General features: G+C 74.9%; 12 protein-coding genes, 2 pseudogenes and 1 riboswitch. Of the genes and pseudogenes, 13 read left to right on the top strand and 1 reads right to left on the bottom strand.

Features of this window, described 5'->3' with window-relative positions; translation table 11 throughout:
- The 9 genes and pseudogenes from BMY04_RS21875 to cobA all read left to right on the top strand — a co-directional run.
- Positions 1-280 (top strand): annotated as a pseudogene (locus BMY04_RS21875) (ABC transporter permease); the annotation flags it as partial.
- The gene (locus BMY04_RS21880; RefSeq protein ID WP_091187134.1) at positions 277-1,161 is read left to right on the top strand and encodes an ABC transporter permease; all 885 of its coding nucleotides are present in this window, start codon (positions 277-279) and stop codon (positions 1,159-1,161) included. The pseudogene BMY04_RS21875 and the gene BMY04_RS21880, both read left to right, overlap by 4 nt.
- Positions 1,158-2,237: an ABC transporter ATP-binding protein gene (locus tag BMY04_RS21885; protein WP_091187109.1), complete on the top strand. Its 1,080-nt coding sequence runs from the start codon at positions 1,158-1,160 to the stop codon at positions 2,235-2,237. Before BMY04_RS21880 ends, BMY04_RS21885 begins: the two co-directional genes overlap by 4 nt.
- A 194-nt stretch (positions 2,238-2,431) precedes the next feature.
- Positions 2,432-3,232, top strand: a complete 801-nt coding sequence (locus BMY04_RS21890) for an SGNH/GDSL hydrolase family protein (RefSeq protein ID WP_170854280.1) — start codon at positions 2,432-2,434, stop codon at positions 3,230-3,232.
- Between the two features lie 183 nt (positions 3,233-3,415).
- Positions 3,416-3,501: riboswitch (adenosylcobalamin (AdoCbl) riboswitch) on the top strand.
- Positions 3,502-3,553: 52 nt separating this feature from the next.
- Positions 3,554-5,806 (top strand): VWA domain-containing protein, encoded by a 2,253-nt coding sequence (locus tag BMY04_RS21895; RefSeq protein ID WP_091187114.1) that lies wholly within the window; start codon positions 3,554-3,556, stop codon positions 5,804-5,806.
- Positions 5,806-6,420, top strand: coding sequence for a cob(I)yrinic acid a,c-diamide adenosyltransferase (gene cobO / locus BMY04_RS21900; RefSeq protein ID WP_091187117.1), 615 nt, complete (start codon positions 5,806-5,808; stop codon positions 6,418-6,420). The genes BMY04_RS21895 and cobO overlap by 1 nt, the downstream gene beginning before the upstream one ends.
- 172 nt (positions 6,421-6,592) lie before the next feature.
- Positions 6,593-9,058, top strand: coding sequence for a bifunctional hydrogenobyrinic acid a,c-diamide synthase/histidinol phosphate aminotransferase CobBC (locus BMY04_RS21905; RefSeq protein WP_091187120.1), 2,466 nt, complete (start codon positions 6,593-6,595; stop codon positions 9,056-9,058).
- Positions 9,055-9,354: pseudogene (locus BMY04_RS23485) on the top strand (NAD(P)-dependent oxidoreductase); the annotation flags it as partial. The gene BMY04_RS21905 and the pseudogene BMY04_RS23485, both read left to right, overlap by 4 nt.
- Complete coding sequence (gene cobA, locus BMY04_RS21910; protein ID WP_232506571.1) at positions 9,337-10,173, top strand: uroporphyrinogen-III C-methyltransferase; 837 nt, start codon at positions 9,337-9,339, stop codon at positions 10,171-10,173. The pseudogene BMY04_RS23485 and the gene cobA, both read left to right, overlap by 18 nt.
- Here the strand turns inward: cobA and BMY04_RS21915 are convergent.
- The gene (locus BMY04_RS21915) at positions 10,082-10,858 is read right to left on the bottom strand and encodes an ion channel (protein WP_091187123.1); all 777 of its coding nucleotides are present in this window, start codon (positions 10,856-10,858) and stop codon (positions 10,082-10,084) included. The genes cobA and BMY04_RS21915 overlap by 92 nt on opposite strands.
- Before the next feature lie 140 nt (positions 10,859-10,998).
- On the opposite strand from BMY04_RS21915, the gene BMY04_RS21920 reads away from it, so the two are divergent.
- From BMY04_RS21920 to BMY04_RS21935, 4 genes are all read left to right on the top strand, one after another.
- Positions 10,999-11,958, top strand: a complete 960-nt coding sequence (locus tag BMY04_RS21920; protein WP_091187126.1) for a ribose-phosphate diphosphokinase — start codon at positions 10,999-11,001, stop codon at positions 11,956-11,958.
- Between the two features lie 59 nt (positions 11,959-12,017).
- A complete protein-coding gene (locus tag BMY04_RS21925; protein WP_170854281.1) occupies positions 12,018-13,118 on the top strand; it encodes an AI-2E family transporter in 1,101 nt (366 codons plus the stop codon).
- A gap of 223 nt (positions 13,119-13,341) precedes the next feature.
- The gene (locus tag BMY04_RS21930; RefSeq protein ID WP_091187131.1) at positions 13,342-13,581 is read left to right on the top strand and encodes a CbtB domain-containing protein; all 240 of its coding nucleotides are present in this window, start codon (positions 13,342-13,344) and stop codon (positions 13,579-13,581) included.
- Positions 13,582-13,590: 9 nt separating this feature from the next.
- Positions 13,591-13,776, top strand: a 186-nt coding sequence (locus tag BMY04_RS21935; protein ID WP_139210107.1) for a CbtA family protein, incomplete at its 3' end; no start/stop codon positions are given.

Genomic DNA, 13,776 nt, shown 5'->3' on the forward strand with positions numbered 1-13,776 from the left:
CTGGCGCCTCGTCGGCCTGCCGCTGCTCACGCCGGCCTTCCTCGGCTCGCTGCTGCTGCTGTTCGCCAACAGCTTCGCCGCGTACGCGACGGCCGCCGCCCTGGTCAGCCAGGGAAGCCCGATCATCCCGCTGTGGATCCGCAGCGCGCTCACCAGCGAGGTCGTGCTCGGCCGCCAGAACTTCGCGTACGCCCTCGCGCTGGAGATGATCGTCATCGTCGCGGTGGTCATGGCCGGCTACAGCCTGCTCGTCCGACGTACAGCCCGGTGGGTCCGATGACGCGGGGGAGGAGCCCGCAGCGGGCGGCCCGCCGCCGGCTGACCGTCTTCCGCGCGGTCGTGCTCGGGCTGGTCGGGCTGTTCTTCCTGGTGCCGCTGGTCAGCATGCTCGACTTCAGCACCCGCAGCCTCCGCACCGGCGGCCGCACCGGTGCCGCCTGGGCCAAGCTCGTCACCGACCCGCTGCTGTCGGGCGCGATCGTCACCTCGGTCGTGCTTGCGGTGCTGACCGTCGTGCTGATGGTCGTGCTGCTGGTGCCGACGATGATCTGGGTGCGGCTGCGGGTGCCGTGGGCGGCCCGGCCGCTGGAGTTCCTCTGCCTGCTGCCGCTGACCGTGCCGCCGCTGGTGATCGTGGTCGGGCTCAAGAACGTCGTGCTCTGGCTCAACTACCTCCTCGGCGACACCCCGTACATCCTGGCGCTGCTCTACGTCGTGCTCGTCCTGCCGTACGCCTACCGCGCGCTCGACGCCGGGCTGTCGGCGATCGACGTGACGACGCTCGCCGAGGCCGCGCGGAGCCTGGGCGCCGGGTGGGCGACGGTGATCGTCCGCGTCGTCGTGCCCAACCTGACAACGGCGCTGCTGTCGGCGGCCTTCATCTCCATCGCGCTGGTGCTGGGCGAGTTCACCTTCGCCTCGCTGCTCAACTACGACACCCTGCAGGTGGCCATCAACCTGCAGTCCAAGTCGGACGCGCAGGAGTCCATCGCGGCCTCGCTGGCCTCGATCCTCTTCGCCGCCGTGCTGCTCGTGATCCTCTCGGTGGTCAGCGGCGGGCGGCGGCGCCGCTCGGCGACCGCGGCCGTGCGCACCACGGCGGTGACCACAGGTACGCCGGCCCCGACCACACCCGCCTCGGCAGGACGGAAGCGCAGATGACCACCTCGGTAGGCGCGGGACGGACGGGCGTCGAGGTGCGCCTCGAGGGTCTGGAGCGGCACTACGGTGCCACCCGGGCGCTGGACGGGCTCGACCTCACGCTGCAGCCCGGCGAGCTGGTCGCGCTGCTCGGCCCCTCGGGCTGCGGCAAGACGACCGCCCTGCGCATCCTCGCCGGCCTCGACGAGCCCACCGTCGGCCGCGTGGTCGTCGGGGGGAAGGACGTCACGAACGTCCCCGCCAACCAGCGCGACATGGGCATGGTCTTCCAGGCGTACTCGCTCTTCCCGCACCTCACCGCGCAGGACAACGTGGAGTTCGGGCTGCGGCTGCGCAAGGTCGACCGGTCGCGCCGGGCCGCGCGGGCACGGGAGATGCTCGAGCTCGTCGGGCTCGCCCACCAGGCCGACCGGTACGCCACCGAGCTGTCCGGCGGGCAGCAGCAGCGGGTGGCGCTGGCCCGGGCGCTCGCCATCGAGCCGTCCGTCCTCCTCCTCGACGAGCCCCTCTCCGCGCTCGACGCCAAGGTCCGCGTCCAGCTGCGCGACGAGATCCGCCGCGTTCAGCTCGAGGTCGGCACCACCACCCTGTTCGTCACCCACGACCAGGAGGAGGCGCTGGCCATGGCCGACCGGGTCGGCGTCATGAGCCAGGGCACGCTGCAGCAGCTCGACACCCCGCAGGAGCTGTACGCGCACCCGGCGAACCCGTTCGTCGCCGACTTCGTCGGCCTGATGAACCGCGTTCCGGCCCAGGTCTCCGGCGGCCGCGCCCGCGTCCTCGGCGCCGACGTCGCGACCCTCGACGGCTCGCTCGCCGACGGGACCGGGGTGGCCCTCGTCCGCCCCGAGCACCTGACCGTGACGCCGGACGAGCAGGGGCCGGCCGAGGTCGTCGACGTGCAGTTCTCCGGCGCGGTGTCCCGCGTCCGGCTCCGGACGGGTGCCGCAGGGGACGGGGCCGAGGGCGCCGAGCTCGTCGCCCAGCTCTCCGGCTCGCGCCTGCGGGGGCTGGAGCCCGGCACCCGCGCCACCCTCGGCCTCGACGTCGACCGGGTGCTCGTCACCGGCGCCTGACCTGCCGGGCCCGACCGCGAACCGTCGTCCGTCGCGGAATTCTGACCACTCGATCGGCGCGCGCGAGCCGGCCCACGCTGAGCGGGTCGAGGAGGACCCGACGAGCGGTCAGAATTCCGCGCCGCGACCCCTCACGTCCCGCCGGACGGTGCCGCTCCCCGGAGCGTCTTGGCGCGCCGGCGGAGGGTGGGCGCGTGGGTTACGTCGCGCTGGGAGACTCGTACGCCTCCGGTGAGGGCCTCGTGCCCTCCCTCGCCTATCCGGTGCTGCTGCGGTCGCAGGGGCTCGAGCGCTTCTCGACGCTCACCTGCGCCGCCCGCTCGGGGGCGGTGACGAGCGACGTGCTGGCCACGCAGGTGTCGTCGCTGCGCGAGGGCACGCAGACCGTGACCCTGACCGTCGGCGGGAACGACGCCGGCTTCGCCACCGTCGTCGCCGCGTGCCTGCACTCGCCCGACCGCCGGATCCAGGCCGTGCTCGACCAGGGCGCGCAGTGGCGGACCTCGGCCAAGGCGGCCGCCCAGCGACGCATCGCGTTCCTCGGCGGACCGGCCGCCGCGCCGCAGGACCGTTCCGTGCCCCTGGTGCGCGTGCTGTCGGAGGTGGCGCGCCGCTCGCCGGACGCCGAGATCCTCGTGACCGGCTACCCCCGGCTGCTCGGATCGCGACCGACGCCGCAGGGCCACCGCGCCTCCGACGTGCTGCCGCTCTTCGTCGCCGAGGCCGACGCCGCCTGGATGGGCGCGCAGAGCGAGGCCCTCGACGCCGCGATCGCCTCCGGTGTGCAGCGGGCGCGCGCGTCCGGCGTTCGGGCCCGCTTCGTCGACGTGACCGCCACGTTCGACGGGCACGCCCTCTCCGACCGCCAAGCCCCCTGGGTCAACGGCGTCGTCCTCGCCTCCCTCGGCTCCCTCGTCCCCGACTCCTCGAGCTTCCACCTGACGGCCGAAGGTTCCGCGGCGTACGCGTCGGCGATCACGTCAGCCGTCTCCTGAGCCCCGCCGGGATTCATCGCCACCACCAGCCGGGACGCGCCGGATCTCGCGCCTCTGCCTGGACGACCGGAGCGTGACGACACGCTTTCCGTCGTCACGCGGAGGGAGGAAGGCAGGAGGTCGGGGCGAGATCCGCGTCCGAGCGAAGCGAGGACAGAAGACGCTGTGGGACACTTCTTGCCAGCGCGAGCAGAGGAATCCGGTGCGAGTCCGGAGCGGTCCCGCCACTGTGACCGGGGTGACCCCGGGAGTCAGGACGTCTGCTGCGCCGCACACCCACGGCTCGCGGGCGAGGACACCCGCAGGAGGGTTCCACCGCACATGCCCGGCTCACCCCCGACGCCCGCGCGCACCGCGCGCCCGGCGCCGACGTTCCCCTTCTCGGCCGTCGTCGGCTCCGAGGACCTGGCGCTCGCGCTGGTCCTGACCACTGTCTCGCCCGAGGTCGGCGGCGTGCTCGTCCGCGGCGAGAAGGGCACGGCCAAGACCACGACCGTACGGGCGCTCGCCGCCGTGCTGCCCGAGGTCGCCGTGGTCGAGGGGTGCCGGTTCGGCTGCGACCCCGCCGCTCCCGATCCCACCTGCCCGGACGGCCCCCACGACAACCCTGTCGACGAGGGGGGACGACCCCCCACACCCCCCGCTGACGTCCACTCGCTCGCGCTCCCGAACGTCGCAACCACCCGGCCCGCGCGCCTCGTCGAGCTGCCCGTCGGCGCGACGGAGGACCGCGTCATCGGTTCGTTGGACCTGCGCCAGGCCCTCGGGTCCGGCGAGGTCGTCTACTCCCCCGGCCTGCTGGCCGCCGCGCACCGCGGCCTCCTCTACGTCGACGAGGTCAACCTCCTCCACGACCACCTCGTCGACCTGCTGCTCGACGCCGCCGCGACCGGCCGGTCGACGGTCGAGCGCGAGGGCGTCTCCATCGCGCACGCGTCGCGGCTCGTGCTCGTCGGCACCATGAACCCCGAGGAGGGCGAGCTCCGCCCGCAGCTGCTCGACCGGTTCGGGCTGACCGTCGAGGTCGCCGCCCCCACGGAACCCTCCCTGCGCGCCGAGGTCGTCCGGCGCCGGATGGCGTACGACCTCGACCCCGAGGCGTTCGCCGCCGCCTGGAGCGACGCGGAGGCCAGGCTCCGCCACCGGCTCGCCGACGCCCAGGCCCGCGTCGCGCGCGTCGAGCTCGGCGACGCCGAGCTGCTGCTCATCGCCGAGGTGTGCGCCGCCTTCGAGGTCGACGGCCTGCGGGCCGACCTCGTCACCGCCCGCGCCGCCGTCGCCCACGCCGCCTGGCACGGCCGCGACCGCGTGACGAAGGCCGACATCCGCGCCGCCGCCCGGCTCGCCCTGCCGCACCGCCGCCGGCGCAACCCGTTCGACGCCCCCGGGCTCGACGAGGAGCTGCTCGACCGGCTGCTCGGCGAGGACGACCCGCCGCCGCCCGAGGAACCGCCTCCGGGCACCCGGCCCGACGAGGACGAGACCGGTCCGTCCGACACGACCGACGGCGCCGACGGACCCGCGCCGGGGGACGCCGGTGCCGCCCAGGACCCGGGCGTCGACCGGCAGCGCGAACCGGCCACGGCCGAGGCCGACCCGGACGGACCGCCGCGGGACGCCAACGACGACCAGCCCGACCAGCCCGACCAGCGGCAGGACCAGCAGCCCGGCCCGACCGCGGCCGCGGTGTCCATCGCCGCCCCCGGGCAGGCGTACCGGACCCGCCTCTTCACCGCCCGCGGCGTCGGGACGGGGACGGCCGGGCGCCGCAGCCGGGCGGTCACGACGACCGGCCGCACCGTCGGCTCGACCCTGCCCGACGGCGAGCACCGGCCGCTGCACCTCAGCGCGACGGTTCGCGCCGCCGCCCCGCACCAGGCGAGCCGGGGGCGTACGGACGGTTCGCGGCTGCGGCTGGTGGGCACCGACCTGCGCCACGCCGTCACCGAGGGCCGCGAGTCCAACCTCGTCCTGCTCGCCGTCGACGCGTCCGGGTCGATGGCCGCGCGCAAGCGCATGGAGGCGGTCAAGACCGCCGTCCTGTCGCTGCTGCTCGACGCCTACCAGCGTCGCGACAAGGTCGGGCTGGTGACGTTCCGCGGGAACGAGGCCGTCCTCGCCCTGCCGCCCACCTCCTCGGTCGAGGTCGCCGCACGCCGGCTGACCGACCTGCCGAGCGGGGGCCGTACGCCGCTGGCCGAGGGCCTGCTCCGCGCCGCCGAGACCCTCCGCCTGGAGCACCTGCGCGACCCGCGGCGCCGCCCGCTGCTCGTGGTCGTCACCGACGGCCGCGCGACCAGCGGCCCCGACGCCGTCGCCCGCTCCCGGCAGGCCGCCGAGCTGCTGCGCGCGACCGGGGTCAGCGCCCTCGTCGTCGACTGCGAGACCGGGCGGATGAGCCTCGGCCTGGCCCGCGACCTCGCCGTCCGCCTCGGCGCCGACCACGTCCGGCTCGGCGAGGTGGCCGCGGGTTCGCTGGTCGACGCCGTCCGGGCCGAGCGCGCCGCCCTCGACCCCGCGCTCCGACCCACTCAGGGCCGGGCCGCCCTTCGACCGGCTCAGGACGCCGCCTGATGCCCGAGGGACGCGTCGAGCGGACCCCGGACGACGGCCTCACGACGAAGCAGCGCCGGAACCGTCCGCTGCTGGTCGTCAACACCGGTGACGGCAAGGGCAAGTCGACCGCCGCGTTCGGCCTCGCCATGCGCGGCTGGAACCAGGGCTGGTCGATCGGGGTGTTCCAGTTCGTCAAGTCGGCCAAGTGGCGCATCGGCGAGCAGACCGTGCTCGAGACGCTCGGCGAGCTGCACGCGCAGACCGGCCAGGGCGGTCCGGTCGAGTGGCACAAGATGGGCGCCGGCTGGTCGTGGACGCGCAAGGCCGGCACCGAGGACGACCACGCCCGAGCCGCCGCGGAGGGGTGGGCCGAGATCAAGCGCCGCCTCGCCGCCGAGACCCACACGTTGTACGTCCTCGACGAGTTCACCTACCCGATGCAGTGGGGCTGGGTCGACGTCGACGACGTCGTCAGCACCCTGGCCGGCCGCACCGGCCAGCAGCACGTCGTCGTCACCGGCCGCCGCGCCGACCCGCGTCTGGTCGAGATCGCCGACCTCGTCACCGACATGACCCAGGTCAAGCACCCCTTCGAGCAGGGCCAGAAGGGCCAGCGGGGGATCGAGTGGTGACCCCCTGCTCGCAGGACGCCAACCCCTTCGGGGCCCTTCGACAAGCTCAGGGAGCGTCCGCCTCGCTCTCCCGGACCCCAGGTTCTTCACGTTCACGTGAAAAAGCGGTACTCCCCGCAGCAGATTTGCTGCGGTTGGCACCAGGTCCCCGCGTACGCCGGGCGGTGCCGTCATGAGCGCGCCGACCGCCCTGCCCCGGCTGGTGATCACCGCACCCGCGTCGGGGCACGGGAAGACGACGGTCGCCACCGGGCTCATGGGCGCGCTGCGCGGCGAGGGGCTCGAGGTCGCCGGCTTCAAGGTCGGGCCGGACTACATCGACCCCGGCTACCACGCGCTCGCGACCGGCCGGCCTGGACGGAACCTCGACCCGCACCTCTGCCACCCCGAGCAGCTCGCCCCGCTCCTCCTGCACGGCGCCCGTACGCCGGTCCCGGCCGACGTCGCCGTCGTCGAGGGCGTCATGGGGCTGTTCGACGGGCGGATGGGCGGGGACGGGTTCGCCTCCACGGCGCACGTCGCCGGGCTGGTCGACGCCCCGCTCGTGGTCGTCGTCGACATCTCGCGGATGGCCCGCACCACCGCGGCGCTGGTCCACGGCCTGCACACCTTCGACCCGGACGTACGACTGAGCGGCGTCATCCTCAACAAGGCCGGGTCGCCCCGACTGGTCGACGAGATCACCGCCGCGCTCGAGGCGACCGGGCTGCCGGTCCTCGGGGTCCTGCCCCGCGACGCGGGCATCGAGGCGCCGAGCCGCCACCTCGGCCTGGTGCCCGCCGCCGAGCGCGACCAGGCAGCCGGGACCGTACGCCGCCTCGCCGAGCAGGTCGCGGAGCACGTCGACCTCCGGGCCGTCCTCGCCCTGGCCCACGCGGCCCCGCCGCTGACCGCCGAGCCCTGGAACCCGGCCGACCACGTCAGCCCGCCGAGCCCGAACCGCCCGCGGGTCGCCGTCGCCGCCGGCCGGGCGTTCACGTTCCGCTACGCCGAGACCGACGAGCTGCTGCGCGCCGCCGGCTGCGAACCCGTCGAGCTCGACCCCCTCGTCGACACCGCGCTGCCCGAGGGCACGTCCGGGCTCTACCTGGGCGGCGGCTTCCCCGAGGTCCACGCCGCCGAGCTGAGCGCGAACACCGCCCTGCGCACCGCCCTCGCCGACGCCATCGCGGCCGGGCTGCCCGCGGTCGCGGAATGCGCGGGCCTGCTCTACCTGTGCCGCAGCGTCGACGGTGTGCCGATGGTGGGCGCGCTGGACGCCGAGGCGGTCATGACGCCCAAGCTGACCCTGCGCTACCAGGGCCTGGTCGCGCCGACCGACGGCCTGCTCGGTCCCGCGGGCACGCGGGCCACGGGGCACGAGTTCCACCGGACGGTGGTCACGCCCATGAGCGGGGACACCGCCGCCTGGCTCGTCGGCGGTGAGGCCGACGGGTTCAGCGCCGACCCGGCCGGGCTCGGGCACCCGACGCTGCACGCCTCCTACCAGCACGTCCACTGGGCCGGGCACCCCCGGCTGGCGCAGGCCTTCGCCGACGCGGTCCACGACCGCGCCGCCCGGACGGCCGCGCCCGACCGGCCCCAGGCCGAGCAGGGACCGGGCGCGTACGACCTCGACCACCACGGCGACAGCGACGCGACCGAGGGCCTCGTCGACCTGGCCGTGAACGTCGCCCGCCCCGCTCCCCCGGACTGGCTGCGCGACGTCATCAACGCGAGCACGGCCACGCTCGGCGCCTACCCGCGGACCGACGAGGCGGCCAAGGCGATCGCCGCCGCGCACGACGTGGACGTCGACCACGTGCTGCCGACCGCGGGCGGTGCGGAGGCGTTCACCCTGGTCGCGCGGGCGTTCACGCCCCGGCACGCGCTCGTCGTGCACCCCCAGTTCACCGAGCCCGAGGCCGCGCTCCTCGCCGCCGGCCACCGCCCGGCGCGGCTCGTCCTCGACGCCGCCGACGGCTTCGTGCTCGACCCGGCAGCCGTGCCCGACGCCGCCGACCTCGTGGTGGTCGGCAACCCGACGAACCCCACGTCGGTCCTGCACCCGCGCGCCACGCTGGAGGCGCTCGTACGCCCCGGGCGCGTGCTGGTCGTCGACGAGGCGTTCATGGACGCGGTGCCCGGCGAACCCGCGTCGCTGGCCGGCGCCGACCTGCCCGGCGTCCTCGTGCTGCGCTCGCTGACCAAGACCTGGGGCCTCGCCGGGCTGCGGGCCGGCTACGTCGTCGGCGATCCGGCGCTGGTCGACCGGCTGCGCGCGCAGCAGCCGCCCTGGTCGGTGTCGACGCCGGCCCTCGCGGCCACGGTCGCCTGCCTCACCCCCGCCGCCCGTGCCGAGGCGGCCGCGGCCGCGGAACGGTTCGCGGGACGCCGGCAGGCCCTGGCCGACGCGCTGGCCCCGACGGGCCTCGTCCCCGCGGGCGACCCGCGCGCCCCCTTCGTCCTCCTCGACACCTCCGCCCTGCGGCCCGACCGGCCCGCGGGCTGGCTGCGGCTGGCGCTGCGCGACCAGGGCTTCGCCGCGCGGCGCGGCGAGACCTTCCCCGGCCTGGACGCGTCCTGGATCCGGGTCGCCGTCCGCGACGAGACGACGAGCGCCGCGCTGGCCGCGGCGGTCGTACGGTGCCTCGGGTGAGCTTCTCCGCCGACCTCGAGCTCGCCGGGTCCGCCGTGCTGGTCGCGGGCGCCGGGGCCGACGCCCTGGCCCCCGTCCGGTCCCTGCTGGACGCCGGCGCCCTCGTCCGCGTCGTCGGGACCGCCCCGGTGGACACCGTCGTCGACCTCGCCGAACGCGGCCAGATCGGTCTCGACCGCCGCTCCCCCAGCCCCGTCGACCTCGACGCGGTGCGCCTCGTCGTCGTCGCCGACCCGGGCCTCGACGACGTCGTCCGCGGCTGGTGCGCCGACCTGGGCCTGCCCGTCGTCGCGAGCCGCCGACCGAGCGCCCCGCAGGCGGCCACGCCGGGCACCGGTTCCGTGGTGCTCGTCGGCGGCGGCCCCGGCGACCCCGGCCTGCTCACGGTGGCCGGCCTCGAGGCCGTGCGCGGCGCCGACGTGGTCGTCACCGACCGCCTCGCCCCGCTCTCCGTGCTCGACCAGGCGCCGCCGCACGCCGAGGTGGTCGACGTCGCCAAGATCCCCCGAGGGTCCTTCACCCCCCAGGAGCGCATCAACGAGCTCCTCGTCGAGCACGCCCGCGCGGGCCGGCGGGTCGTCCGCCTCAAGGGCGGCGACCCCTTCGTCTTCGGCCGCGGCGGCGAGGAGTGGCAGGCGTGCGCGGAGGCGGGCATCCCCGTCGAGGTCGTGCCGGGGGTGAGCTCGGCCCTGGCCGGGCCCGCGCTGGCCGGCGTGCCGCTCACGCACCGGACGCTGACGCAGGGCTTCACCGTGGTGTCGGGGCACCTCCCGCCGCACGCGGCGGGCTCGACGCTGGACTGGGGCGCGCTGGCCCGCAGCGGCACCACCCTCGTCGTGCTCATGGGCATCGCCACGCTGCCGGCGATCACCGAGGAGCTCGTCGCCCAGGGGATGCCCGCGACGACGCCCGCCCTGACCGTCACCGACGCCGGGCTGCCCGCTCAGCGCAGCGTGAGCGGGACCGTCGTCGACATCGCCGCGATCGGCGAGGCCGCCGGCGTCCGCGCGCCGGCCGTGACCGTCATCGGCGCGGTGGCTGCTCTGGCGCAGCAGCTGCCTGCTCCCGTCGGACGCCCTCGTCGGCCTCCGGGTGGGTCATCCGCCGCCGGTTGATCGTCAGCCCGACCACCCGCGACACGAACAGCGCGACGTACGCGAGCCCGGCCAGCTGCTCGACCATGACGACCGCCCGCGCGAACGGCTTCACGGGCACGACGTCGGACAGGCCGGTGCTGGAGAGGTTCGTGAAGCTGAGGAACAGCAGCTCCAGCCACGTCCGCCGCCCCTCGGGGTCGACGGCGGCGATGAAGCTGCCGGGCACCAGCACCTGGAGCACCGAGAACACGTACGCGAACGCCCACGCCACGAGGGTGAACGTCGCCCCGACGGCCCAGAGCTCGTCGTGCGTGACGTCCGCGTCGGCGAGCATGTAGGTCAACATGCTGCCCGCCGCCAGGAAGTAGAAGGCGGCGTGCACGACGTCGCCGGCGAGCTCGATCCCGCCCGAGCCGGTCAGCAGCCCGAGCACCGAGAGCCCGGAGGCGAAGACCCCGAGGATGACCGCCATCCAGGTCGGGCCCGGCTGGTCACGCACCGCCCAGATGGCCAGGGCCAGCACGCCCGCGCCGAAGAGCTCGAGCGCCACCCGCCAGCCCGTCGCCGTGCTCGTGGCCTCGTCGAGCGCGTACAGCAGCACGCCGAGCAGCTGGGTGACGAACAGGATCGCCGACGGGTGCCGGACGACCTCGCGGTACAGGAACTTGTGGGGCACCGCCGAGGGAGGGGGCGGCTTGCGCATGACCGCGACCCTAGAGCGTGCACGGGCCCGCGCCCGGCTGCCGGTCCCGGACCCGGTGCCGGGCCGCGGACAGGCTTCCGCTGAGATGGTGCCCGGCTCCCCGGCCGGACGGGGACGCCGCAGCACGAGGAGGCCGACACGTGACCGGCGAGATCACCGTCTTCAGCGGGTCGGCGCACCCCGAGTTCGCGCGCGACGTCTGCCGCATCCTCGGGGTGCAGCTGAGCCCGTCGCGCACGAGCCGCTTCAGCAACGACTGCCTCCAGGTGCAGCTGCGCGCCAACTGCCGGCGCCGCGACGTCTACGTCGTGCAGCCGCTGGTGCCGCCGGTGCAGGAGAACCTCATGGAGCTCCTGCTCATGCTCGACGCCGCGCGCGGGGCGTCGGCCGACCACATCACCGCCGTCATCCCGCACTTCGCGTACGCCCGCTCGGACAAGAAGGACGAGCCGCGCATCTCGATCGGCGCCCGCCTCGTCGCCGACATGCTCGCCAGCGCCGGCGCGAGCCGCGTCCTGACCATGGCCCTGCACGCGCCCCAGGTGCACGGCTTCTTCTCCGTGCCCGTCGACCACCTCAGCGCGACCCTCGAGCTGGCCGCCCACTTCCGCCGCTTCGACCTGTCGAACACCGTTGTGGTCTCGCCCGACCTCGGCAACGCCAAGGTCGCCGCGGCCTTCGCCCGCGAGCTCGGGCTGCCGGTAGCGGCCGGCTCCAAGCAGCGCCTCGCGGACGACCGGGTGGTCATCGACCGGATCGTCGGCGACGTGGCCGGGCGCGACGTCATCATCCTCGACGACGAGATCGCCACCGGCGGCTCGATCGTCGAGCTGCTGCGGGTGCTGCGCGAGCAGGGCGCCCGGGAGGCGTCGGTGGTGTGCACGCACGGGCTGTTCACGGGCCAGGCCGTCGAACGGCTCGCCGCCGAGCCGGGCGTGACCCAGGTCGTCACGACGGACACGGTCCCGCAGACGCACGGCGACCGGCTGCCGAACCTGGTCGTGCGCTCCGTCGCCCCCCTCTTCGCCGAGACCGTGCACCGGATCCACCACGGCGAGTCGATCAGCAGCCTGTTCAGCGACGTCGAGACGTACGGCTGAGGTCCGCCGCGCACCCCACAGGGGTGTACGGTCCGGCCCTCGGGGGTAGGGGACGGGACGTGCCCGCCCACTCCCTGCGCCCGCGCCCCGGGCCCGTCCCGGTGCGGACGATCCTCGCCACCATCGGTCTCGTCCTGCTGACCGCCCTCGCGCTGCTGCTGCTCTACGACGTGCGCCGCGTGCTGGTGTGGATCGTCGTCGCGGTCTTCTTCACCGTCGCCCTGTACCCGGTCGTCGGCTGGGTGGAGCGCCACGTCGGCGGCCACCGCACGGTCGCGACGCTGGTCGTCTTCCTCGTCGGGGTCCTGCTCCTCGCCGGGATCCTGGCTCTGTTCGTCGTGCCGCTGGTGCGCGAGGGCACCCAGCTCGCCACCCAGCTCCCGGACCTGGTCGAGCAGACCCGCGCCGGTCGCGGGCCGATCGGCTCGCTGCTCGAGCGGACGCACGTGCTCGCGTACGTCCAGAGCCACCAGCAGAGCATCGGCAGCACCCTGACCGGGCTGGGCGGATCGGCCACGGCGGTGCTGAGCGGCATCGCGACCGGCGTCGCCGGCGTGGTCACGGTCTTCGTGCTCGCCGTCCTCATGGTCCTCGAGGGGCCGAAGGTCGTCTCCGGGCTGCTGAACCTCATCGACGACGACGAGGCCCGCGAGCGCGTGCGCCGGGTCAGCGCCGACTGCGCGAAGTCGATCACGGGCTACATCTCCGGCAACCTGCTGATCAGCATCATCTGCGGCGGGCTGACGTACGCGGTCCTGAAGATCTCCGGGGTGCCCTTCGCCGGGCTGATCGCGCTGTTCGTGGGCATCGCCGACCTCATCCCGCTGGTCGGCGCGACGATCGGGGCGATCGCCGCCCTCGTCGCCGCCGGCATCCACTCCACCGGGGCCCTCATCGCCGTCGCGATCTTCGTCGTGCTCTACCAGCAGCTCGAGAACCACGTGCTGCAGCCGGTGATCCTGTCGCGCACGGTCAAGCTCAACCCGCTCGCCGTCCTCGTGGCCATCCTCGTCGGCGTCGAGCTGGGCGGGATCCTCGGCGCCCTGCTGGCCATCCCCGTCGCCGGCATCGTCCAGGTGATCCTGCGCGACGTCTGGAGCCACCGCCGCGGTGAGCCGAAGGCCGTGCCGACCGTCGGCGAGGAGCGCGAACCCGCCTGACCCGCGCCTGCCCGACCCGGCCGGGCCCGCCGCCCGGCCGGTCACCCTCGCCGCCGCGGTCGCCGGGCGCTACAGTGCTCGGGTTCGTGGAGAACACGTGGGAAGCCGGTGAGAGTCCGGCACGGTCGCGCCACTGTATGGGTCTGCCTCTCGGGGTCGGCCCGAGTCAGACCCCTCCTCCTCGGGCTCCCGACCACGGGTCACTGAAACCCAGGAGGAACACATGACCGACCGCACCGCCCAGGCCGTCGCCGCGCAAGCCCCGACGACGCTCCAGCCCGTCAGCCTCAAGCCCGTCCCGCTGCGCCAGGTGCTGCCGTGGCTGGTCCTCGCCGCGCTGCTGGCCCTCGTGGCCATGTACTTCGTCGGCGCCGAGCAGGGCGCGACGTCGCTGCTGAACGGCACCGCCGTGCACGAGTGGACCCACGACGGGCGCCACCTGCTCGGCTTCCCCTGCCACTGAGCGTCTGACATGACCACAGCCCGGGACCTGCTGGTCCGGGGGCTGCTGGCCGGCCTGCTCGCCGGGATCGCCGCGTTCGTCGTGGCGTACGCCGTGGGTGAGCCGTCGGTCAGCGCCGCCATCGCGCTCGAGGACTCCACCGGGGGTCACACCCACGGGACCGAGGACGGTTCCGACGGGACCGCCACCGAGGAC

Source organism: Microlunatus flavus (assembly GCF_900110855.1).
Classification (GTDB): Bacteria; Actinomycetota; Actinomycetes; order Propionibacteriales; family Propionibacteriaceae; genus Microlunatus; species Microlunatus flavus.

What these genes read in the sequence shown, in the direction of transcription:
- cobO (WP_091187117.1), top strand. Translation starts at nt 5,806, where the DNA reads ATGCCCGAGGGACGCGTCGAGCGGACCCCGGACGACGGCCTCACGACG.
- BMY04_RS21915 (WP_091187123.1), bottom strand. Translation starts at nt 10,858, where the DNA reads ATGCGCAAGCCGCCCCCTCCCTCGGCGGTGCCCCACAAGTTCCTGTAC.
- BMY04_RS21905 (WP_091187120.1), top strand. Translation starts at nt 6,593, where the DNA reads ATGAGCGCGCCGACCGCCCTGCCCCGGCTGGTGATCACCGCACCCGCG.
- BMY04_RS21895 (WP_091187114.1), top strand. Translation starts at nt 3,554, where the DNA reads ATGCCCGGCTCACCCCCGACGCCCGCGCGCACCGCGCGCCCGGCGCCG.
- BMY04_RS21880 (WP_091187134.1), top strand. Translation starts at nt 277, where the DNA reads ATGACGCGGGGGAGGAGCCCGCAGCGGGCGGCCCGCCGCCGGCTGACC.
- BMY04_RS21885 (WP_091187109.1), top strand. Translation starts at nt 1,158, where the DNA reads ATGACCACCTCGGTAGGCGCGGGACGGACGGGCGTCGAGGTGCGCCTC.
- BMY04_RS21930 (WP_091187131.1), top strand. Translation starts at nt 13,342, where the DNA reads ATGACCGACCGCACCGCCCAGGCCGTCGCCGCGCAAGCCCCGACGACG.